This window comes from Acinetobacter sp. RG5, assembly GCF_031844265.1.
GTDB lineage: Bacteria > Pseudomonadota > Gammaproteobacteria > Pseudomonadales > Moraxellaceae > Acinetobacter.
Window position 1 is genome coordinate 299,133 of the sequence record NZ_JAUZUV010000001.1, and the last position, 22,367, is coordinate 321,499.

General features: G+C 42.5%; 18 protein-coding genes. 9 read left to right on the top strand and 9 right to left on the bottom strand.

Annotated elements, in window-relative coordinates; translation table 11 throughout:
- Positions 1 to 23: 23 nt before the first annotated feature.
- From cgtA to uvrB, 7 genes are all read right to left on the bottom strand, one after another.
- A complete protein-coding gene (cgtA, locus tag Q9R21_RS01490) occupies positions 24 to 1,241 on the bottom strand; it encodes an Obg family GTPase CgtA (RefSeq protein WP_004646519.1) in 1,218 nt (405 codons plus the stop codon).
- 408 nt (positions 1,242 to 1,649) lie between these two features.
- Complete coding sequence (locus tag Q9R21_RS01495; RefSeq protein ID WP_311203567.1) at positions 1,650 to 2,024, bottom strand: helix-turn-helix domain-containing protein; 375 nt, start codon at positions 2,022 to 2,024, stop codon at positions 1,650 to 1,652.
- A gap of 186 nt (positions 2,025 to 2,210) precedes the next feature.
- A complete protein-coding gene (locus tag Q9R21_RS01500; RefSeq protein ID WP_311203568.1) occupies positions 2,211 to 3,668 on the bottom strand; it encodes a glyceraldehyde-3-phosphate dehydrogenase in 1,458 nt (485 codons plus the stop codon).
- A gap of 240 nt (positions 3,669 to 3,908) precedes the next feature.
- A complete protein-coding gene (locus tag Q9R21_RS01505) occupies positions 3,909 to 5,675 on the bottom strand; it encodes a hypothetical protein (protein ID WP_311203569.1) in 1,767 nt (588 codons plus the stop codon).
- 109 nt (positions 5,676 to 5,784) lie between these two features.
- Positions 5,785 to 6,723 (bottom strand): EamA family transporter RarD, encoded by a 939-nt coding sequence (rarD, locus tag Q9R21_RS01510; protein WP_311203570.1) that lies wholly within the window; start codon positions 6,721 to 6,723, stop codon positions 5,785 to 5,787.
- 162 nt (positions 6,724 to 6,885) lie between these two features.
- On the bottom strand, positions 6,886 to 7,473 hold the full coding sequence (locus tag Q9R21_RS01515) for a lipocalin family protein (RefSeq protein ID WP_311203571.1): 588 nt from the start codon (positions 7,471 to 7,473) through the stop codon (positions 6,886 to 6,888).
- A gap of 144 nt (positions 7,474 to 7,617) precedes the next feature.
- Positions 7,618 to 9,639, bottom strand: a complete 2,022-nt coding sequence (gene uvrB, locus Q9R21_RS01520) for an excinuclease ABC subunit UvrB (RefSeq protein WP_311203572.1) — start codon at positions 9,637 to 9,639, stop codon at positions 7,618 to 7,620.
- 365 nt (positions 9,640 to 10,004) lie between these two features.
- On the opposite strand from uvrB, the gene Q9R21_RS01525 reads away from it, so the two are divergent.
- Positions 10,005 to 10,793, top strand: a complete 789-nt coding sequence (locus tag Q9R21_RS01525; RefSeq protein ID WP_311203573.1) for a hypothetical protein — start codon at positions 10,005 to 10,007, stop codon at positions 10,791 to 10,793.
- 288 nt (positions 10,794 to 11,081) lie between these two features.
- On the opposite strand, the gene Q9R21_RS01530 is transcribed toward Q9R21_RS01525, so the two are convergent.
- Positions 11,082 to 11,261 (bottom strand): hypothetical protein, encoded by a 180-nt coding sequence (locus tag Q9R21_RS01530; RefSeq protein ID WP_004646507.1) that lies wholly within the window; start codon positions 11,259 to 11,261, stop codon positions 11,082 to 11,084.
- 450 nt (positions 11,262 to 11,711) lie between these two features.
- Between Q9R21_RS01530 and Q9R21_RS01535 the strand changes: the two genes are divergently transcribed.
- From Q9R21_RS01535 to Q9R21_RS01555, 5 genes are all read left to right on the top strand, one after another.
- On the top strand, positions 11,712 to 12,806 hold the full coding sequence (locus tag Q9R21_RS01535; RefSeq protein WP_311203574.1) for an OmpW family outer membrane protein: 1,095 nt from the start codon (positions 11,712 to 11,714) through the stop codon (positions 12,804 to 12,806).
- Between the two features lie 155 nt (positions 12,807 to 12,961).
- Entirely contained in the window at positions 12,962 to 14,176 is a 1,215-nt protein-coding gene (locus tag Q9R21_RS01540) for an MFS transporter (RefSeq protein ID WP_311203575.1), read from the top strand.
- A complete protein-coding gene (locus Q9R21_RS01545) occupies positions 14,169 to 14,303 on the top strand; it encodes a hypothetical protein (protein WP_311203576.1) in 135 nt (44 codons plus the stop codon). Before Q9R21_RS01540 ends, Q9R21_RS01545 begins: the two co-directional genes overlap by 8 nt.
- Positions 14,304 to 14,481: 178 nt before the next feature.
- On the top strand, positions 14,482 to 15,447 hold the full coding sequence (locus Q9R21_RS01550; protein ID WP_311203577.1) for a TauD/TfdA family dioxygenase: 966 nt from the start codon (positions 14,482 to 14,484) through the stop codon (positions 15,445 to 15,447).
- A gap of 273 nt (positions 15,448 to 15,720) precedes the next feature.
- A complete protein-coding gene (locus Q9R21_RS01555; RefSeq protein WP_311203578.1) occupies positions 15,721 to 16,050 on the top strand; it encodes a four-helix bundle copper-binding protein in 330 nt (109 codons plus the stop codon).
- 95 nt (positions 16,051 to 16,145) lie between these two features.
- Here the strand turns inward: Q9R21_RS01555 and sthA are convergent, their stop codons facing one another.
- A complete protein-coding gene (gene sthA, locus Q9R21_RS01560; protein ID WP_004646501.1) occupies positions 16,146 to 17,561 on the bottom strand; it encodes a Si-specific NAD(P)(+) transhydrogenase in 1,416 nt (471 codons plus the stop codon).
- 213 nt (positions 17,562 to 17,774) lie between these two features.
- On the opposite strand from sthA, the gene lipA reads away from it, so the two are divergent.
- The 3 genes from lipA (at position 17,775) to Q9R21_RS01575 (ending at position 22,200) form a co-directional block, all read left to right on the top strand.
- Complete coding sequence (gene lipA / locus Q9R21_RS01565) at positions 17,775 to 18,788, top strand: lipoyl synthase (protein ID WP_005246834.1); 1,014 nt, start codon at positions 17,775 to 17,777, stop codon at positions 18,786 to 18,788.
- 353 nt (positions 18,789 to 19,141) lie between these two features.
- Positions 19,142 to 21,646, top strand: a complete 2,505-nt coding sequence (locus Q9R21_RS01570) for an acyl-CoA dehydrogenase (RefSeq protein ID WP_311203579.1) — start codon at positions 19,142 to 19,144, stop codon at positions 21,644 to 21,646.
- A gap of 167 nt (positions 21,647 to 21,813) precedes the next feature.
- Positions 21,814 to 22,200 carry a carboxymuconolactone decarboxylase family protein gene (locus Q9R21_RS01575; RefSeq protein WP_253173300.1) on the top strand — a complete coding sequence of 129 codons (387 nt, stop codon included), beginning with the start codon at positions 21,814 to 21,816 and terminating at the stop codon, positions 22,198 to 22,200.
- The last annotated feature ends 167 nt before the right edge of the window (positions 22,201 to 22,367 follow it).

Genomic DNA, 22,367 nt, shown 5'->3' on the forward strand with positions numbered 1-22,367 from the left:
TCCTCAGACTCTTTTCTCAGAGATTAGCGTACGTAGTACACTTCCACATCACTATCATCATCGCCATCTTCATCATCTTCGTCATCGCCCAGAATACCGGCAAGACGTTGCTGACGACGCATCTCACGATACGCTTCTTTTGCAGCGATGGTTTGTTCACGTGTTTCAGCTTCAAGCTGATCACGGAATGCTTTCATTTCTGCTGCATATTCTTGATCTTCAGCTTCGCGTTCACGTTGCTCTTCGATCTGATCCATCAGGTAGTAAACTACGTCTTTGGTGCCTTCAGCCGTTAAGCCAGAAGTCTCAAAAACTGGGCCTTCCCACTGCAATTCTTCAAGAATATGGGTGCACCATTCTTCACGTGTTTCTTCAGCCAACTGATCGACTTTGTTCAGCACCAATACGATCGGCAGTTTTGAAAGCGTTGGGGAGAAATTTTCTAACTCTTTCATAATTGCTTTAGCATTATGTGCCGGATCTGAGCCATCAATCGGCTGTACGTCAACGATGTGTAACAAGATACGGGTACGCGCCAAGTGCTTCAGGAAGCGAATCCCAAGACCTGCACCTTCAGATGCGCCTTCGATCAGGCCCGGAATATCCGCCATCACGAATGAACGGTGACTATCGGCATCGACCACACCCAGGTTTGGCACCATGGTGGTAAATGGATAATCTGCAACTTTTGGTTTTGCTGCCGAGACTGCACGAATGAAGGTTGATTTACCCGCATTTGGCATACCTAGCAAGCCGACATCTGCCAGAACTTTAAGCTCTAGACGGATTTCACGGAATTCACCTTTTTGACCATGCGTACATTTACGTGGTGAACGGTTGGTCGATGATTTAAAGTGGGTATTACCTAAACCACCATCACCGCCTGCTGCAACTTTCACGCGTTGACCGTCTTCGATCAAGTCGCCAATAATGTCACCAGACTCTACATCTACAATTGTTGTTCCTACCGGAACTTTTAATACGGTATCTTCACCGCCACGACCAGCACAGTTCGCCCCACGGCCATTTTTTGCTCGTTCTGCACGATATTTACGTGTATAACGATAATCAACTAGCGTACTGGTGTCGTCGTCAGCCTGAATATAAATGCTGCCGCCACGACCACCATCACCACCATCTGGACCACCAAATGGCACGAATTTTTCACGGCGAAAACTGGCTACGCCATTGCCACCGTCGCCAGCCTCTACGGTAATGACTGCTTCATCAACAAAGCGCATATTGCCAATCCTCTAAAAACTTTAAAACCCCATATTCTGCCATATTTTAAAGAATTTCTCGAATAGAATTATGCAGCAATCCCATAAATCTTAGTTAGTCGTTTTCTCACCAAGCCTATTTGACCTATCTAAGGCATAGATTTAGAAACAGAATGCTTAAAAGATGGAAAAGAAGTGGTAGGAAATCAAGCGCTTTTGCCCTAATACTATCCCCTATTTTGGAAATTCTTTTTGTGAATTTCTTAATGATTTTTAAAATAATTTATAGAGGAGTAAATTTTTCAAAAGCCGTGTTCACAAGAAGATTTTCTGATGCAGACACCTTTTAAAATCAGTATTTTATATAAACCAAGATAAGTCCAAATTTTGTATTTTCACAAACACTGCATTCCTGCCATTTAATGAAAACTATTTAATAACATTTTGTTTATGTTCTAAAATATCTGGCAGACTTTTTTCAATCCAGCCAATTAAATACATGATTTTTTCAGCCGCTTGTGAACCGGTAATCGTCAATTGATATTCCACTTTTGGCGGCACCACCGGATAAACCGTTCTCAAAATAAAACCATCTTGTTCTAGCATTTTTAAAGTCTGGGAGAGCATTTTTTCACTTACCCCTTCAATGCGTTGTTTCAGTTCACTAAAACGATGCACCCTTTCACTCAGGCAACGCAAAACCAAGACCGACCATTTATTAGCAAGGTGTTCCAATATTTCACGTGATGGACATTCAGTTGATAAAACCTGCCCCAGTAATGGGCTGATTGCATAATTTGTCATACTATTCTCACCATATTTTTATTACTTACTCGTTTTAATATACTTACTCTTTGTAAGTTATCAGATTCATATTTCGCCAGCAAGCAGATTTGTTGATTCTTAATAGATTAAGAAAGTTCACTTTAAATAAAAAAATCATAAAAAAAAGAGCCTCAAATGAGGCTCTTTTTTTTAGCTAAATACTAATTATGCATTAGTTTCAGCAGGAACTTTTGGATAGCTTACGCCGCCCATTTGTTCAGCAATACGTAATACCTGGCAGCTATAACCCACTTCGTTATCGTACCAAACATAAGCAGTTAAACGGTTGCCTGAAGTGATCGTTGCTTGCGCGTCAAATACACCTGCAGTGCGTGAACCGATAAAGTCAGAAGATACCACTTCAGTCGAGTTGGTATAACCGATTTGACCTTGCAGGCTAGAACCGATTGAAATCTGACGAATGTATTCGTTCACTTCATCACGATCAACGTCTTGACCTAAAGTCAGGTTAAGAATCGCAAGAGATACGTTTGGTGTAGGTACACGTACAGAGTTACCTGTCAATTTACCTTGAAGAGCTGGAAGCGCTTTCGCTACTGCTTTCGCTGCACCAGTTTCAGTAATAACCATGTTCAATGTTGCAGCACGACCACGACGGTCAGCTTTATGGTAGTTGTCGATCAGGTTCTGGTCGTTCGTGAACGAGTGAACTGTTTCAACATGACCATTCAACACCGTGTATTTGTCATGTAATACTTTCAGTGTAGGTGTAATAGCGTTAGTCGTACAGCTTGCAGCAGAGATGATCGTATCTTCATCAAGGATATCCGCTTGGTTTACACCGTAAACTACGTTCTTCATGTCACCTTTACCAGGTGCAGTCAGAATCACACGAGCAGCGCCCGGGCATTTAAGGTGTTGAGCAAGACCTTCAGCATCACGCCATTTACCTGTGTTGTCGATCACAAGTGCATTGTTGATACCGTATGCAGTGTAGTCTACTTCAGAAGGATTCGATGCATAAATCACTTTGATAAAGTTACCGTTGGCAATGATTGCCTCGTTTTCTTCATCTACAGAAATTGTGCCTGCAAATGGACCATGAATAGAGTCACGACGCAATAAAGATGCACGTTTTTCCAAATCACCATCCGATGATTTACGAACAACGATTGCTTTCAGGCTAAGACCACGACCCAGACCTGATTGACCAATCATCAAACGCGCCAGGATACGACCAATACGACCGAAACCATAAAGAACGACATCTTTATGTTCTACAGCAGCAGCATTGCCTTCGATCGATTTAACAGCGTCTGCAACAAATGCATCGATGTCGCCGCCTTTTGCTTTAAATTCAACAGCAAGTTTACCCAGATCCACTTCAGCAGAACCGATGTTGTCTACTTTCACCAATGCTTCAAGAATTGGGAAAGTATCAACTACAGAAAGTTCAACATCGAGTACGCGAGTACGGCGGTGTGCTTTCAAAATCTGAATCACAGAACGGTTAATTAAAGAGCGACCATAAACTGTAGCTACAATATTTTTTTCACGATATAACTGGCCAACAAGGGCAATCATACGTTCCGCAAGTTCTTCACGGTTTTTCCAGCGACCTTGGTGTTCTGCATGGAGGGCAACAATAGTGTCTTTGCTCACAGATACGTCCTCTAATTAATTGTAAATCTAAGCATAAATTTCTAAACCCGACAATTGTAATGGAATTGGCCGCAAGTTTGAATCAAAAGCTCGTTGAGACGGGTAGTTTTTAACGTATATTCACTATAAATTTCAAAAATAGTTGTAATTAGCTGAATGATTTTGCATCCAAAAATTCTAAAGACCACTATTTTCCAATACCTAGCACAAATTTGTTAAATGTTGTTTATTCAAACAAATCTAAAGTTCAAAATTTAGCGTGCCACCCTGTTCAGGCTGGATTCTACTCCCTGCTGAAAAATTCATGTCCAGACTCATGGAGGCATTGAAGTTTTCTACATCGAAATCATCATAAGTTTCGGGCAAATGAATCAGTACAGGTAAACGGGTCAGACCATTGTCTCCAGAGGGAAAAGCATAGTGGCGATCAACCTGCTGTAGATGCTGCAAACTTTCAAATTCTAGAAATACGCTACAGTTTTCATGTGTTCTTGGCACCTGGATAATTTCCAGGAACATACTGCGCTTTAATTGCTGCAATTGGTTGAGTGCAGTTTCAATCGCCTCATCGAAATTATTTTTACGCCATAACTTTTTAAATACGGACTTTTTCGCTTCATCCGCTTTTTGCCGCTGCAGTGTATTGATATATTTTTTCAGGTCTCGGTATTGCTGTACATTTTCAGAAATCGTATTTTGAATATCCAGAACAGCCTGCTGTGAACGCTGATGCATGACCTGCCATTCATTGCGGTAGGTAGGAATAAAGGTTTCCCCTTTACGCTTTTCCAGTAAACAGATAAAAGCCAGCAATTTATATTCAAAATTCTGGATGTACTGATTAAACATAAAACCCGGCTGGGATTTGAAATCGCGGTAATAGGCCAGAATTTCTGTAAATATTTTATGGACATGCAGATACAGATAATCAAACTCTTCAATATGCGATAAATGATCACGAATGGCATCCCGCATCGGCAAAAGCAATTCACGCGTCATAATTTCTTCAAACTGTTTCAGGTGACGTTGTGCCACCACATCGGCATTTTTCTCTACAACGTGAATGGGCTCAACCAGTAAAGGTAATAACTTCTGTTCAGACACCTGTTCCAGTGTATGCACAATGTCGATTACATCCAAATGAATCTGACTCTGTAAAGTCACCATCCGCTGCATCTGTGATTTCAGGGTTTCTACCACCGCTTCATCCATGTCATCCTGCAAGTCCAGAATCAGGATATTCAGATAGACCTGATCTTCAAGTGCACCTTTTTCTTCAATCAGGAAACGACGAATAGAATACGGGTTTTGCTGCACATCCATCACCGGCGCAACAATAAATAGAAATTGCGAGGTACGGACAATATCAAAATGACGAATCTGCTGCTCTTTAATCAGGAAATAACGGAAAAGTGGATGCGTCATTTCTGCCGTCTGTTTTTTTAATAGCGGCTTATACCAATAACTCAACAATTGCTGCTTGATAAAAACTTCAATAATGAAGCATTTGATTTGCTGTTCGGTAAGCTGACGCACTCCTTCAACCGGCTGTAAGCGGAGACCACGAATAATCTCAGCAGCATTTAATAAAAATGTACGACGCAGTTCCAGTTTTTCACGCTGCATCTGAAAGTTTTCATTGACATCAATTTTATCAATTTGTTCCAGGACGTTTTCTAAGTAGTCCGCAATTTGCAAGCTATCATTCAAACCCTGCAAACTTTTCAGTGACAAGCCAAAGGTACTAGCATAGTAACGCATCCGGTCATTGAGAAATTTTTGGCTAAGACGTTCTACCGAATGTTGAGCCTGATAGCGGTATTGATCCATTTCCTGATCCCAAAGAATTTTCTTGGGCTTTAAAATCTGAAAATCAATACTTTCTTTTAATTCTGGTGAAACTTCTGCCAGAATAGTACGAAGCTCTCGCTCCCAATTTAAATCCAGACTTGGTTCCAGTTGTGATAAACGTGCACGTAACTGATATGGAATCGCAATCTGTGACATGTTTATCCCCTTAATATATCGAAAACATTATTTTAAACAAAATGGTAGATGATTTTAAAAATAATCAGGTCAATATTGTCTGACGAATATAATGCTTATGCAAACCACATTATTCATTATTTTTTCTGATTTTTTCTAGCTGTGCAGCTTTATTTGCCAGCTCATTTTTTTTCAGCTGCTGCTGTTTTAAATGCAATATTCCTTCCACAATCAACAGTAAAACAGCCAACCAGATTGGAATATAGGTCAGCCATTCACCTGATTCCACACGCTCACCCAGTGCCATCGAGGCAAAAGCAAGCAGTACCGGCTCCAGATAACTCAACAGCCCAAAGATGACAAAGGGTAAATATCGGCTAGCCAAAATATAGCTACCTAAACCGAGCGCACTTAAAAAGCCCAATCCAAGAACTGCCAGGATCAAATGAGAATGACTCAACATAAGCGACATAGAATCGCTATAGATAAAGCCCAAATAAAATGCCACAGGCAAAATCAGAAATAGATCCCACCAGAATCCACCAAGATGATCGGTCGCGAATTTACGCCGCATAAAGAAATAAAGTGGATAAGCTAAAGCGACATAGACCGTTTCCCATGCGATTGAACCGATCCGCCAGATTTCATGTCCTACTCCCAACACTGCCAGAGCAACGGCGACCATCTGGAAAGATGACAATTTTTCTTTGTAAAGCGCACAACCGACCAGCACCATCACCAGAGGCAGGAGAAAATAACCGAGCGAGACTTCGAGGCCACGCCCATTGATAGGCCCCCATAAAAATAACCACAATTGCGTGGTACACAACAGTGAACTGATCAGCAACCAGATCAAGAATGAAGGCTGTTGCAACACCCGCTTAAAGATATTGCTAATATGTTTCAGATCACCCGACCACCACATAAATGCAGTCAGAAATGGTAAAGTCGCCAGCATACGCCAAGCAAAAGTCTGTTCACTGTCTAAAGGCTGTAAAAAGGGCGTAAATATATAGAGCACTCCAAAAACCACAGAGGCCAAGACAGATAACGCGATGCCTTTATACATAGTTAAACTCTAATTTCATTCGCCGGCATTATAACGATTAGTACAATAGAAAGCTTAATACTTCATCCATTTAAAATGTAGCTATCTCTCGATTTTAGATTGTCTTTTGACACATAAAATAAAAAACCATGCTGTAGCATGGTTTCCATTAAGACGATATTTTTATCTTTGAGTTTGTTTGGTATGAATCACATCACTCAGGTCATAACCGACCGACTGTGCATATTGTAAATATTCATTCACCACATTTTTATCCAGTTGTGGATTACGTGAGAGTATCCACATATATTTACGTTTAGGCTCTCCGACCAAAACAGTTTGATAATTTTCATCCAGTTTTAAGACCCAATAATCGCCACGAGCGACCGGAATCCAGCGAATAAAGTCCGGCAAGAAACTGACTTTTAATTTGGTATTTTGCGGTGGATTTTGCACAAATGCCTCGCCCAATGACTGGGTTTGTCCACCATCTTTTTTAATGCAGCGGTTATCCACCACGATATTGCCATTTTCATTTAAAGTATAGGTCGCTGTGACATCGCGATCACACTTGTTTTGAAAATACAAAGGTTTGCGTGCTACTTCGTACCATGTTCCCAGATAACGGTCCAGTTCAACTTTCTCAATGGTCGGTAATGGCTCGTCTTTCGCATAAGCCATGGTAGCGGCGCCCAAACCAAGAAGAACCGCACTACCCACCGCAATTTTTGCCAGCTTTAATCCAGTACGTGAAAATTTTTGAGTTGTCATAAAGATACCTATTGCATGTTCACAAAATATTTATTTAAAAATTTCTGTTCATACAATAGCTTTATCCAATTCCTAAATTTGTTACATTATGTTTTCTTTGTGATTGATTTTACGTCATTTAAATAAGATTTAATGCAACAAAAATCAATCAAACATCTGGGCTTTTAAACGCACAATTTCATCACGCATACGCGCAGCCTGCTCAAACTGAAGCTCTTTTGACGCTTTCAGCATTTCCTTTTCAAGCTTGTTAATGTGTTTCGCAAACATTTTTGGATCTGCCATGATATGCCGCTCATCGGCACTGATCGCACGTGCCTGATCCGAGACTTTCAATTCAATTGAATCATCATCCAATACTTCACCAGTATCAATTTCCTTGATCACCTGACGCACTGCACTGCGCGGCGTAATGCCATGTTCTTCATTAAACTGAATCTGCTTGGCACGACGACGATCCGTCTCATCAATGGCTTTCTGCATCGAATCAGTAATGCGATCAGCATACAAAATCGCCTTACCTTTCAGGTTACGCGCAGCACGGCCAATGGTCTGAATGAGAGAGCGCTCGGAACGCAGGAAACCTTCTTTATCCGCATCCAGAATAGCGACCAGTGACACTTCCGGCATATCCAGCCCTTCACGCAGCAGGTTGATCCCGACCAGTACATCATGCACCCCGGTACGCAGTTCATGAATGATTTTGACCCGCTCAACCGTATCGATATCCGAGTGTAAATAAGCGACCTTAATCCCGTATTCTTTCAAATAAGAGGTTAAGTCTTCAGCCATGCGCTTAGTCAAGGTCGTAACCAGCACCCGCTCATTAATGTCTTTACGTAGATTAATTTCTGAAAGCACATCATCGACCTGCGTCAGAACTGGACGAATTTCAATTTCCGGATCGATCAGACCAGTCGGACGTACCACCTGTTCGACAATCTGCTGGGATTTTTCCAGCTCATAACGTGCGGGCGTTGCGCTGACATAAACAGTCGTCGGCACAATACGTTCCCATTCCTCAAATTTCATTGGACGGTTATCCAGCGCGCTAGGCAAACGGAATCCGTAATTCACCAGATTTTCCTTACGCGAACGGTCACCTTTATACATGGCACCAATCTGCGGCACCGTCACATGCGACTCATCAATAATCAGCAAGGCATCATCCGGAATATAATCGAACAAGGTCGGCGGCGCTTCACCCGCAGGACGGCCCGACAAATGCCGAGAATAGTTTTCAATGCCGTTGGTATAACCCAATTGCTGCATCATTTCCAGATCATAGCGTGTGCGCTGCTCGATACGCTGGGCTTCCAGCAGTTTGTCATTTTCACGGAAGAACACCAGTCGCTCTTTAAGTTCGTCTCGGATGGTTTCAATCGCACGGGATAAATTGTCTTTCGGCGTAACATAGTGGCTTTTAGGATAAATGGTCACACGAAGTACTTTACGAACCATTTTCCCTGTCAGGGGATCAAACCAGCGGATAGAGTCAACTTCATCATCAAACAGTTCAATCCGGATCGCATCCTGATCGGATTCAGCCGGAAAAATATCAATAATTTCACCACGAATACGATAAGTACCGCGCAGGAATTCCAGTTCGTTACGTGAATACTGCATCTCGACCAGACGGCGAATAATATCATCACGGCCAATGCGGTCACCTTCCACCACATGCAGCAACATGCTCATATAGGCATTCGGATCACCCAAACCATAAATGGCAGACACCGATGCGACAATAATCGCATCACGTCGCTCTAAGAGTGAACGGGTTGCAGAAAGACGCATCTGGTCAATATGGTCATTAATTGCCGCATCTTTCTCGATAAAAGTATCTGAAGATGGCACATAGGCTTCTGGCTGATAATAATCATAATAACTGACAAAATATTCGACAGCATTATTCGGGAAAAACGCTTTAAATTCGCCGTAAAGCTGCGCAGCCAAAGTTTTGTTATGCGCCATGACAATGGTCGGACGTTGAGTCTGTGCAATGACGTTGGCCATGGTATAGGTTTTACCAGACCCGGTAACCCCCAGTAAAAGCTGGTCATGAAAACCCTGTTCAATGCCTTTAACCAGCTTTGCAATGGCTTGGGGCTGATCACCTGCTGGTTGATAACTGGTCACTAATTCAAAGGGTTTTTTATCACTCATAGCTTTCGCTGACTTCGCTGCGGATATAGATCTGATTTATTATGAGGGTAAATTGGAATTACTCAATCCCTGCTTAGGTTTCTGTTTGGTAAAATAAAACAATATTAGCATTCATTATTTGTTAGCGCTTGACTCACTCTCTAGTTTGAAAAATCATCAATAAAATATACAGTTACAAAGCGAATAAATACAGAACAAACCAAGCATTTTCAGCCAGCAGCTTTATTTGGGCATACTCGGCATCATATTCTAGCGCATGGTTGGAATTTTGACTTATCTGTTTGAATAGCGCTGCAGAATAATGCCTTGACCCCTATGCATTTCACGGGCAACATGAAGATCAGGATGGCCTAGAATAGACAATTATGACTTACCACTATCACGATGAAAGTATTGTTAAATCCCTTCCGGAAAATACGGTTTTTGTTTTTGGCAGCAACCTGGTCGGACAACACGGTGGTGGAGCAGCCAGAACGGCACTTGAGCATTTTGGTGCAGTCATGGGCGTGGGTCGTGGCTGGGCGGGTCAGAGCTATGCCATTCCCACCATGAACGAGCATTTGCAACAAATGCCGCTGTCACAAATCCAGCACTATATTGATGACTTCAAGATTTACACCAAAAATCATCCTAAAAATAAATATTTTATTACTTCCTTGGGTTGTGGGATCGCAGGTTATAAGGTCGAGGAAATTGCACCGATGTTTAAAGGCATCTCACGCAATGTCATTTTCCCGCAATCTTTCCGTCCTTTTGTCGAAAAGCCGCTGCCAAAATTAAGCGCAAATTTCTTACATACCATATTCCGCGATTCCGTGATTTTAACTCCGGCCAGCGATGAGTTGATTGAAGAACTGCCTTTGAGCGAAAATGAAAAAAGCCTGGCAAGAATTATTTTAAATACCCAGATCTATCCGACCGACAGCAATGGACGGGAACGTGTCTTTGAAATTGAAGATATCCTGCACAATCTGAATACCAAGCTGGTCGATTTTCAAAGCCATTCAGAAGGTGCCATGCTGTTTGGAGGCGTGATTTTAGCGCTACTGGAACTTTATAATATTAACGAGAAAGATTTTATCGATGTCTGGCAAGGCGAGAGAGAAATCGCGCCACCGAAGCCGGAAAATAAAGCGCGTAAAAGCATTCGTTAGTGCTATCAAAATATCTTTCAAAAAAAGCCAATGTTTGAATTGGCTTTTTTTTCTGGGCGGCTAAAATGTCGAATATGAAATCAACCAGGTGTGGATTTTATTTTGGTCGGCATTTAGAGAGCTTAAATATTTCGTTTGCTTTATTAAGAATAAAATTGAAAAAAATTTGGATAAATCTGAGTTTTAATTTCTTTTTGTTCGAAAATTAAATCAAATATTGATCACTAACTCCCCAAAAAATTCCATAAAAAAAGCCATGATTTATCATAGCTTTTTGAGTCTGATCAATTAGCGTTTGCCCATTGAACGGCGAGTGCCACGTGGTGGCATCCAGGTACGGTCAGCATAACGCTGTGGTCTTGGTCTTAAATCTTCCAGAACTTCTTCTGCAGCATTTTGCTCTGCTTGCTTGATCGGAAAAGGTAAATTAACCAGGGGCTTTTTTTTGGGAGGAGTTTGGGTGCTCATGTGATTCACTCAATAATATATGCAGCTATTGTACAAAAAAACTCAGTCGACTGGGTAGCAGGATCTTGGATAAATTCATATGCTCTTGTTTTGGAAAAATAAAAAATCATCCCATGATGATAAATGCTTGAATCAATGCAGCCTAAAATTTACCTAAACTCTCCTCTATATCTTCCATGATAAAAATTCATAGGATTGAAATTTTAACGCTCTCAAGAGTAAATTTCCTTCATTTTTATACTTAAGCTAGTCAGATAAAAATAATGATTTTTACACACTATACATTTCTTAAAACTCAAGAGATATAAACAAAAAATATACAGAAATTACCAATATTAACCATCGATTGACTTTTGGCCTGTTGTTCTATAACTGAATTTTTTAATGTAATTCACATAATTAGTTAACTAGAAAAACGAATAAACACACTGGACATGGAGTTCCAAATCAATGAAAACATTGCTGGCATGTATGGCAGGCCTAGCCACTTTACCTATGGTCGCGCATGCAGATTCCCCTTATTTTAGCTTGCAAGATGGAGATGGCTTTAAGCGTTTCTCGGTATCAGTCGGTGCATTGCATGTGATGCCGCAAGGCAAGGCCCAGCCCTTTAAAGTGAATACTGCTGTTAAAGAAGGCGAAACATCACAAGTAGGTGATATCTCAATTGACTCTGTGAAAAATAATCTTGATCCAGACATGGACCCAAATCTTTCCTCTGTTTTTGTTAATATTCTGGATCGACTTGGTACAGAAACACTGCCTGCAGAGTTAAGTGGGCGAGCTGAAATTTATGGACTGGAAAGCTGGAATAATCCTGGTACTGGCCTGGAAGCGGATGATGTCACCACTTTAGGCATCATGACCAATTACTATTTTACCGATAATATTTCTTTTGAAATGAAAGCCGGCATTCCACCTAAAGTAGACTTGCAAGGCAGTGGTAAAATTTATGCTCCTTTCTCTGCGCTTGCGACTCCAAGTCTTGATTTGATTCCACAAATTCCAGGTGGAATTGATTTACCCGGCATTGAATTAAAAAATGATATTCTCATTACTGATCTGGAAGCTTATGGGCCGGCCGCCTCTGCCCGCGCCTGGACACCTGCCTTTGAATTCCAGTATCACTTTGGTAAAACAGGGATCAATAAATTCCGGCCTTATGTCGGCTTAGGTGTGATGTATGCCTATTTCAATGAACTGGAAATTAACTCACGTACCGAGCAAGACCTGATTGCTGCCGGACATATGATTGCCAATATCAAGGAAGGAAAAGCTGGTGCTTCTCTGGATGGCACGCCAAGTTCAGCCAACCCGAAAGTTGATCTGGAAGCATCCGATGCTTTCGCGCCTGTGGCCACGGTCGGCTTTAGCTATGACTTTAATGACACCTGGTTTGCAGTCGGTTCAGTATCTTATGCACATCTAAAAAATGACACGACAATTACAGTGACAGATGCAAATCTAGGTGAGCTGATTCGCTCTAAAGCCGATATTGAAGTCAATCCGATTCTGGCCTATGCTGGGATCGGGATGCGTTTCTAAGTTTGAAACCCGATATTTGATTAAACGGCTTCGGCCGTTTTTTTAGGCTTAAAATATTGATAAAAAAAATTTATCTTTTGATCAATATTTATTTAATCGCCTCTATTGCTTGAATCGAATACTATACATATCAACTTTATAGGCATGAATGACGTATGGCTGACAGTCAATTTTCCAAAGCTCTTATTTTTATGCTGATTGGCTCCGCCATAATTTTGGCACTGTCACTGGGTGTACGTCATGCCTTTGGTCTGTATCTGGTACCGATGAGCGAAGAGTTTGGCTGGGGTCATAATATTTTTAGTCTGGCCATTGCCATGCAAAACCTGATCTGGGGTGCAGTGCAGCCGATCACCGGGGCATTTGCCGATAAATATGGCAGCAAGATTGTGGTGGCTGTAGGCGGCGCCTTATATGCAATCGGTCTACTCTTGATGGCAGTCAGCTCGACCGGATTATTGCTTAATCTGAGTGTCGGTTTAATTTTAGGTCTAGCCCTGTCTGCCACCTCATTTCCGGTCTTATTATCTGCGGTCGGGCGTGCTGCCCCACCAGAAAAGCGCAGTTTGGCGATGGGAATTGCCAGTGCGGCCGGGTCTTTTGGTCAGTTTATCATGCTGCCTTCGACCCTGTTGCTATTACAGAATGTTGGCTGGTCAGCAGCGTTAGTAGTCAGTGCCATTCTGATTGCCCTGATTGTGCCATTGGCCTGGATGCTGAAAGCACCGATGTATGTTCATCCCAATGCAGCCTCTACCCCCAATAAAGTCTCACTCAGTTTTAAACAGATTCTGGTGGTGGTGAAAAATCATAAACCCTTCTGGTTTCTGGCCATGGGCTTTTTTGTTTGTGGTTTTCAGGTCGTTTTTATTGGTATCCACCTACCAGGCTATCTAATTGATCATGGCTTTAATGCCACAACCGGTACGATTTTCTTAGCCTTAGTGGGTCTGTTTAATGTGGTAGGCACCTATACGGCCGGCTGGCTCGGTGGAAAATATTCCAAACCGCATCTGCTAATGGGATTATATGCCCTGCGTGGAATTGCGATTATTGCCTTTCTCATGCTGCCTCTCAGCACATGGACAGTCTATACCTTTGGTGTCATTATGGGATTACTCTGGTTATCGACCGTTCCGCTGACCAATGGCATTGTGGCCAATATGTTCGGGGTGAAATATCTGACCATGCTCAGTGGTATTGTATTTTTCACCCATCAGGTTGGCTCGTTTTTCGGTGGCTGGCTCGGTGGAGTCAACCATGATTTGAGCGGCAATTATAATGCGGTGTGGATGCTATCAATTGTCCTCAGCATTTTTGGCGTACTGGTGCATTTCTGGGTCAATGAGGAGCAAATCGTCCATGACTGATTCTCTACTGAAACTCAAACTCTCGATTGCTGTGGCAATCCTACTTTTACTCACTTTGTCGATTGGACTGTGGTTTCAAACCCCTCAGTTGTTTGAATATTTTAATCAGGCTTTCTGTGCACACTAAACTGCTGAAATATCCTCAGCAGAAAATGCGCAATCCATCGCAGAATAAGTTAAATGTTTTAAAATCAATTGAATAATAAAAATATAATATTATTCATAAACTTATCATTTCTTTTGATTTTATTTCAGTCCGGAATTTTCTTAGATTCTCATCAACAAGAAAATTCTGAGACTTGATAATGACCAGCTTAACCCAACTTTCACAAGCGATTCATGATGCTCCACGCTGGCATCAGCAAGATCAATTTCAACATCCGGATGAAATCAAGATTGTACCGCAAACCGGTCAGGCCTTAGGTGCAGTGGTCTATGGCTTGGATGCCCGTAAAGTCCAATCATCCAAAACCATTTTAAAGTTAAAACAGGCGCTGGCCGAGCATCTGATTTTGATCTTTAAGCAGCAAAGTCTGGATGATTTACAATACTTGGCGTTTTCAACTTATTTCGGTTCCATTTTCCGCCCAGGTGCAGATACACCGGTACTGGCTGCGCAGTCGGATAGCGGCATTCCACCCGATGTCGTGCCGGTGTCCAATGCCGTCGGTCAGGGAGATTACACTGGGCATGGTGAACTCACTCCACATGCCGATCATCAATGGACACCATTACCCTCTTTTGGCTCCCTTCTGTATGCAATTGAACTGCCTCAGGACGGCGGACAGACCAGCTGGATCAACACCATTAAAGCCTATGATGCACTCGATGAAGCAACCAAGGTAGAGATCGATCAGCTACAACTGATTACTTACAACCCTTTCGTGCGCCGTCAAAAAACCAGAGATCAGACTGATGATCAAGGTTATGGTTCAAGCCCATTGTATCGTTTTAAAGATCAACCGATTTTAAGCCATGCTTATCCACATCCACTGGTGCGCACTCATCCTGAATCCGGCCGTAAAGCGCTTTGGCTAAACACCCATACCGAAGTCGAGCTGGTCAATTATGATGATCAGGCTGGCAGTCAACTGATCGCCAAATTACGTGAGCATATTTCGAAACCTGAATTCGCTTATGAACATCACTGGGAAATTGGCGATATCGTGTTCTGGGATAATCAGGTGACTTTGCACTCCCGTCATCCATTCCCGGCTGATCAGCGCCGTTTATTAAAACGCATCAGTCTGGCGGGTAGCCGTCCATTTTAGAAATGAGAAAAACACAATAACAAGAAAGGTCATTACAACCTTCGATAATAATGACACACATGTAAATCCTGTACCATTGAGACTTTCACCGGCTCAATGGTTTTTTATTTTCAAGCAAAAAATTAACTTTGAATATTAGCTTTGATCCAGTCAATCTTTAACAAAACAAAGTAGCTGTTTACTTTTTCTCACTTAATCTGTCTGGTGTATTTTCCTTTTTCTGCTTAGCGTATTAGAAAATCAGCAATAAACCTATGGAAAGAGGAAACGACAATGAATCAGCTTCAATTTTCAGATTGTGTTCAAACCTGTATGAACTGTTCCCTGGCATGTGCCAACTGTGCCAGTGCCTGTCTTAAAGAAGAAGATCTGGAGATGATGCGGGATTGTATCCAGCGCTGTCTGGATTGTGCAGATATTTGTCAGCTGTGTGCCCGTATGGAACAAAAGCAGTCTCCATTCATGCATGAGATATGTGAACTTTGCGCCAAAGCATGTGACTACTGTGCAGAAGAATGTGGCAAGCACCAACATGAACATTGTCAGCAATGTGCCGAAGCATGCCGCCGCTGTGCTGAAGAATGCCGGAAAATGGCTGCTTAAAAATTCGCTTTGATCAACTTGACTGACTTAATCACTTCCAATAAAAAACCGCAAGTGAAGACTTGCGGTTTTTCTGTCTAAGTCAAATATCTCACTTAGAATAAACGATTCATACCATTTAACGTTGCTACACGATACGCTTCCGCCATGGTCGGATAGTTAAACGTGGTTTCTACAAAGTACTTGATCGTATTGTTCGGGCTGTTCATGACTGCTTGACCAATATGGATAATTTCAGAGGCATTATTACCGAAGCAATGTACACCCAAAACTTCCAGTGTTTCGCGATGGAATAGAATCTTTAATTCGCCCATAGTATCACCGGTAATCTGTGCACGTGCCAAATGACGGAATGATGCCTGACCGACTTCATACGGAATCTTTTCTTCAGTCAACTGCTGTTCAGTCTTACCAATCGAAGAAATCTCAGGAATGGTATAAATCCCGGTTGGAATATCAGTTACCGGTGCAACGTCTTTCTCGCCGCTCATATTAGCACCCGCGCAACGACCTTGGTCATAAGCAGCAGAGGCTAGCGAAGGCCAACCAATCACATCACCGGCAGCATAGATATTTTCAACTTCAGTCTGATATTGATCATTCACAGTCAATTGACCACGGCTGTTCGGTTTCAGGCCAACATTTTCAAGACCTAGACCATCGGTATTACCTGAACGGCCATTACACCACAAAATTGCGTCGGCTTTGATTTTCTTGCCGCTTTGCGTGTGCATCACCACATGGTCATCAAATGTTTCTAAAAAGTCGATCTGTTCATTATGACGAATCAATACACCCTGTTCACGCAAGTGATAAGACAGTGCATCAGAGATTTCATCATCCAGATAGCTTAAAAGTTTGTGTTGGGTGTTGATCAGGTCAACTTTATGTCCCAGACCAATAAAGATCGAGGCATATTCACAACCGATTACACCTGCACCATAAATAATGATTTTCTGGATGGAATAGTCCAGATCCAGAATTTTGTCTGAATCAAATACACGTGGATGATTAAAATCAAGAATGTCTGGACGATATGGACGCGAGCCGCTGGCAATGACCAGTTGCTTAAACATCAGCGTTTCTTTAATGCCATCTGGGTTAAATACAAAAATGGTATTTTGATCCTGAATGTAGGCACGACCATGATAAATATCAATTTTATTGCGGTCGTAGAAACGTGAATGTGTATCTACTTGTTGTTGAATAACTTTATGTGCATGACGCAACACTTGCTTCATGGTGAACTGCTTCCAGTCCCCGACTTTTTGAAACAGTGGATCACGTTGATAACGGATAATACTGGATACTGTTTGACGCAATGCTTTACTTGGAATCGTACCGACATGGGTACAGTTACCACCCAGCTGTTCACGCATCTCAACGATTGCAACACGCTTACCAGATTTGGCAAGTTTCATTGCCGCGCCTTCGCCCGCAGGGCCCGAACCTAGAACTACCGCATCATATTTAACGAAAGTCCCACTAACGACCTCTTTTTTACGTGGCATTCAACGCTCCTCAAAATTAAAAAATTCACTTTAATCTACCTGCTTATTATGACGTAAATCCTGTTGATTTGGTGTATTTAACTCACATATATTGCTTGATAAGAACATTTTTTAAATGAATACCCCTTTTTGCCCTATTTAGAACGAAGTCCGTTATAATAACTGCGCTATCTTTGAGTATCTCCCCCTTCAAAAACAGTGGAAAAGTTGAATATGTCTGAAAACCGTAAACCTGAACAGGGCGTCAAACTTCGCGGTGCGGAAAAAGTTGCCCGCATTCCTGTAAAAGTTGTTCCTACGGTTGAAACGCCACGTAAGCCGGACTGGATCCGGGTAAAAATGGCGGCACCTGAAGAAGTTCAACGCATTAAAACCACACTACGTCAGCAAAAATTACATACGGTGTGCGAAGAAGCCGCCTGTCCAAACCTGCCTGAATGTTTTGGTGGCGGTACTGCGACTTTCATGATTATGGGCGATATCTGTACCCGTCGCTGTCCGTTCTGTGATGTGGCTCATGGCCGTCCAAATGCCCTGGATGCAGATGAACCGCGTCATATGGCTGAGACCATTGCCAACCTAGGTTTAAAATATGCGGTGATTACTTCAGTAGACCGTGATGATTTACTCGATGGTGGTGCTCAGCATTTTGTGGATTGCATTAAAGAAGCACGCGCCTTAAGTCCGAATACCTTACTGGAAATTCTGGTACCGGACTTCCGTGGCCGTATGGATATCGCGCTGCGTATCATGACTGAATGCCCGCCAGATGTGTTTAACCACAATATTGAAACCGTGCCGCGTTTATATAAAGCCATGCGTCCAGGTTCTGACTATCAGCACTCTTTAAATCTGCTGAAAATGTTTAAAGAATACTGCCCGGACGTACCAACCAAATGTGGTCTCATGGTCGGTATTGGTGAAACTGAAGAAGAAGTGCTTGCCCTGCTTGATGATCTGCATGCGCATGGCGTAGATTATGTGACGATTGGTCAGTATTTGCAGCCTTCAAAAGAACATGCAGCGATTGACCGCTTCGTAACACCAGAAGAATTCGAGCGTTATACTGAACATGGCCAAAAACTGGGCTTCCGCAATATCTGGGCTGCACCAATGGTTCGTTCAAGCTACTTTGCCGACCGTCAATACTATGGCGAACCTGTACCAGCAGTGCGTCGTAAGGTTGACCCTGCCAAGAAAATTGCAGTTCAGGCCATTGAAGCTTAATCGGTTTAAATAGATGAAATAAAAGCCCTCTCAAGTAGAGGGCTTTTTAATATCTATAATTAAAATTTTACTCAGTGTTAAGCTGATTTTTCTCTATTAGACAAAGATTAAGTCATTACTTATCTTCACATTTCTTTGCGCGTTCTCACTTGAAGACTGAGCATTTTTCAAACAATCTCAGAAATAGATGAAAGATTTTAAAATATCGTTGCAAGACTTGAAAACGATCATTCTCACACGTGCAATGCTGAACCTGTTCGATCCTCAAGCGACAAAAAAATGAATGAACTGTGACAAAAATTCTATGAGATCCTGGCACAGGCAGCGTTGTATAAATCTGGAGAACTATAACAATGCTATTTATATTTGCTGTACTACTGCTATTACTCAGTTTATGGGCTGTTTTCTATTTTCAGCTCTCGCGTAGTGTGGGTGCAGTCGCGCTGATAGTGATGTCAGTGGTGTGTGCCTTTATTAGCCCATGGTCACTTATTCTCGGCATTCCGCTGATCCTGATTAGCCTTGTGGTGATGATCGACCCTTTACGTATGTCGTTTATTTCCAAACCGGCCTATAAAGCACTGGCCAATGCTATGCCGAGCATTAGTCCGACAGAACGCGAAGCATTAGATTCCGGGACCAGTTGGTGGGAAAAAGAGCTGTTTATGGGTGCACCGAATTGGGAAACCTTTAATAGTTATCCCTATCCCAAATTATCGCTAGAAGAACAGGCTTTTCTGGACAATGAAGTTGAGACCTTATGCAGCATGCTGGATGAATGGGAAATTCATGAGCAAAAAGCACTGCCTGATCATGTCTGGCAATATATCAAGGAGCATGGTTTCTTAGGCCTGATTATTCCCAAAGAATACGGCGGTCGTGCCTTTAGCTCCTTTGCCCAAAGTCGGGTGATGAGCAAGATTGCTTCGCGTTCTCTGACCACAGCCGTGAGTTGTATGGTGCCGAATTCGCTCGGACCGGGTGAGCTGTTGCTGCATTACGGTACCGAAGAACAGAAAGACCGTTATCTGCCGGGTCTGGCGCGCGGTGAAGAAATTCCCTGTTTCGGTTTGACCAGTCCAGAAGCAGGTTCAGATGCTGGTGCGATTCCTGATACGGGTGTGGTTTGCTATGGCCAGTTTGAAGGTCAGGAAGTACTGGGCTTGAGAATGAATTTTTCTAAACGTTGGATTACCTTGGCACCGATTGCGACAGTGGTGGGTCTGGCCTTTAAGATGTATGACCCTGATCATCTTCTGAGTGAGCAAACTGAATATGGGATTACCTGTGCCCTACTTCCTGCCAGTCACGAAGGCGTAATAGTGGGACCACGGCATAATCCTGGCCCGCCATTCATGAATGGAACAGTGGAAGGTAAAGATGTCTTTATTCCATTGGACTGGATTATTGGTGGCGTCAAAAATGCCGGTAAAGGATGGCGCATGCTGATGGAATGTCTGGCAGTTGGTCGTGGCATTTCCCTACCAGCGCTGTCTACGTCTACAGCAGAAATGACTTATTTAAATGTGGGGGCTTTCTCTCGTATCCGTCAGCAATTCAAAATTTCAGTCGGTAAGTTTGAGGGGGTACAGGAAGCCAATAGTGAAATCGCCAGTGACACCTATATGCTGGAAGCCTTCCGTTATCTGGTCACCTGTGGTCTGAATCAGGGCGGTAAACCTGCAGTAATGACGGCGATTGCCAAATATTACGCGACAGAAGGCATGCGTAAAGTGGTCAATCACGGTATGGATGTGGTCGGTGGCCGCGCCATTCAAATGGGCCCGCGTAACTTTCTGGCGCCTTATTATCAGGCAATTCCAGTCTCCATTACGGTTGAAGGCGCCAATATTCTTAGTCGTTCCCTGATGATTTTCGGTCAGGGTTCAATGCGTTGCCATCCTTATCTTTATGAAGAATTACAGCTCTTACAAGCAGAAGATCCGGCAGCGGCTCTAAATCCTTTTGATAACTTGCTGTTTAAGCATTTGGGTTACACCTTTAACCGGACTGCTCGCTCCTTTGCCTATGCCTTTACAGGTGGCTCCAATGCTGCGCCGCAAAGTGCTGTTGACTTTACCCGTCCTTATTACAAGATCATTAACCGGCTGAGTGCCAACTTTGCTTTAACTGCGGATATGTGTCTAGGATTACTCGCAGGGGATATCAAACGTAAGGAAATGCTTTCGGGTCGTCTGGCCGATATTCATGCACATCTGTTTATTGCTTCCTCAATTCTCAAATTTTTTGAGCATAGCAAAAAGACTGAAGATGAGCGTTTACATGCACAGCTTGCATTAGAAAAATCTCTATATACAGCGCAAGAAGCTTTTTTTGACCTGTTTGCCAACTTTCCATCAGGTGCAGCAGCAGGCATGGTCAAACTGTTATGCTTCCCATTTGGCCGTCCGGTACAGAAACCATCAGACCAGCTGAAACAGCAGGTAGCGAACAGTATGATGGAAGACAATGCTTTCCGCCAGGTCTTGAAAAAACATGTCTATTACAATACTCATGAACATGATGTCACCGGCCGTATGGAATCTACTTTCACCATGTTGCTGGACATTGAACAGCTGTGGGATCGCTTTAAAAAAGCAGAGAATAAAGACCAGTTCAAGGGTTTAAGCTTTGCAGAGCATGTGGCAGATGCACAGCTACATGGTTTTATTAATGATCAGGAAGCAGAAAAATTACTGCACTACAATGCGCGCCGTTATGACAGCATGTTGACCGATATATTCGATCTGCATTTGAATGAGGTATTAGAGCTTGAGAATCCGTATCTCATCAAGGAAGATGCCAAAGGAACGGATACTTCAGTGCAAACTGATCCTTCACACTCAGTATCACCTTAAATAAAACTTGAATTTAAGGTGTCATAAATTCCAGAGTAAAGTCATTTTATTGCTTTACTCTGGAAGCTTTACAAGTGGCTTTTCAGCCATTTTTTTACGACTATTGCACGATGGTATTTCGGATGAAAAGTACTAAGCTAGCCCTATAAGAAAATTGAGGGTAGACAATGTCACAACAAGATTATGAAAATGGCTTGAAAGTCCGTACTGAAGTAATGGGGGAAAGCTTTGTGCAGCGTGCTCAGGAAAATACCGTGCCTTTTACCCAGCCATTACAGGACTGGATTAATGAACATGCCTGGGGTTCGACCTGGCAACGTGAAGGTATTTTACCGCGTAAATATCGTTCTTTAATTACCATTGCATTTCTAACCGCGCAAAAAAGTCCCACTGAACTAAAAGGTCATGTGCGAGGTGCCCTAAATAACGGCGCAACGGTTGAGGAAATTCAGGAAGTGTTGTTGCATAGCCTGCCTTACTGCGGTGCACCGGCAACCCAGGAAGCCTTTCGTGCCGCGCTTGAAGTCATTCAGGAATATGAAACGAATCAGTAGAATTAAAAGATGAATATAGACTGTAAATTTCTGAAGCCTAGGAAGGTTTAACATTAGCTTAAGCTATTTAAATTAATAATCAATATGAAAAGCCGAGAGTTATTAAATTCTCGGCTTTTCATATTTTTGATAATAAAATCTGTCGTTATGGATTTAATTCAAAATAA

What these genes read in the sequence shown, in the direction of transcription:
- cgtA (WP_004646519.1), bottom strand. Translation starts at nt 1,241, where the DNA reads ATGCGCTTTGTTGATGAAGCAGTCATTACCGTAGAGGCTGGCGACGGT.
- Q9R21_RS01495 (WP_311203567.1), bottom strand. Translation starts at nt 2,024, where the DNA reads ATGACAAATTATGCAATCAGCCCATTACTGGGGCAGGTTTTATCAACT.
- Q9R21_RS01505 (WP_311203569.1), bottom strand. Translation starts at nt 5,675, where the DNA reads ATGTCACAGATTGCGATTCCATATCAGTTACGTGCACGTTTATCACAA.
- rarD (WP_311203570.1), bottom strand. Translation starts at nt 6,723, where the DNA reads ATGTATAAAGGCATCGCGTTATCTGTCTTGGCCTCTGTGGTTTTTGGA.
- Q9R21_RS01515 (WP_311203571.1), bottom strand. Translation starts at nt 7,473, where the DNA reads ATGACAACTCAAAAATTTTCACGTACTGGATTAAAGCTGGCAAAAATT.
- uvrB (WP_311203572.1), bottom strand. Translation starts at nt 9,639, where the DNA reads ATGAGTGATAAAAAACCCTTTGAATTAGTGACCAGTTATCAACCAGCA.
- Q9R21_RS01525 (WP_311203573.1), top strand. Translation starts at nt 10,005, where the DNA reads ATGACTTACCACTATCACGATGAAAGTATTGTTAAATCCCTTCCGGAA.
- Q9R21_RS01530 (WP_004646507.1), bottom strand. Translation starts at nt 11,261, where the DNA reads ATGAGCACCCAAACTCCTCCCAAAAAAAAGCCCCTGGTTAATTTACCT.
- Q9R21_RS01535 (WP_311203574.1), top strand. Translation starts at nt 11,712, where the DNA reads ATGAAAACATTGCTGGCATGTATGGCAGGCCTAGCCACTTTACCTATG.
- Q9R21_RS01540 (WP_311203575.1), top strand. Translation starts at nt 12,962, where the DNA reads ATGGCTGACAGTCAATTTTCCAAAGCTCTTATTTTTATGCTGATTGGC.
- Q9R21_RS01545 (WP_311203576.1), top strand. Translation starts at nt 14,169, where the DNA reads ATGACTGATTCTCTACTGAAACTCAAACTCTCGATTGCTGTGGCAATC.
- Q9R21_RS01550 (WP_311203577.1), top strand. Translation starts at nt 14,482, where the DNA reads ATGACCAGCTTAACCCAACTTTCACAAGCGATTCATGATGCTCCACGC.
- Q9R21_RS01555 (WP_311203578.1), top strand. Translation starts at nt 15,721, where the DNA reads ATGAATCAGCTTCAATTTTCAGATTGTGTTCAAACCTGTATGAACTGT.
- sthA (WP_004646501.1), bottom strand. Translation starts at nt 17,561, where the DNA reads ATGCCACGTAAAAAAGAGGTCGTTAGTGGGACTTTCGTTAAATATGAT.
- lipA (WP_005246834.1), top strand. Translation starts at nt 17,775, where the DNA reads ATGTCTGAAAACCGTAAACCTGAACAGGGCGTCAAACTTCGCGGTGCG.
- Q9R21_RS01570 (WP_311203579.1), top strand. Translation starts at nt 19,142, where the DNA reads ATGCTATTTATATTTGCTGTACTACTGCTATTACTCAGTTTATGGGCT.
- Q9R21_RS01575 (WP_253173300.1), top strand. Translation starts at nt 21,814, where the DNA reads ATGTCACAACAAGATTATGAAAATGGCTTGAAAGTCCGTACTGAAGTA.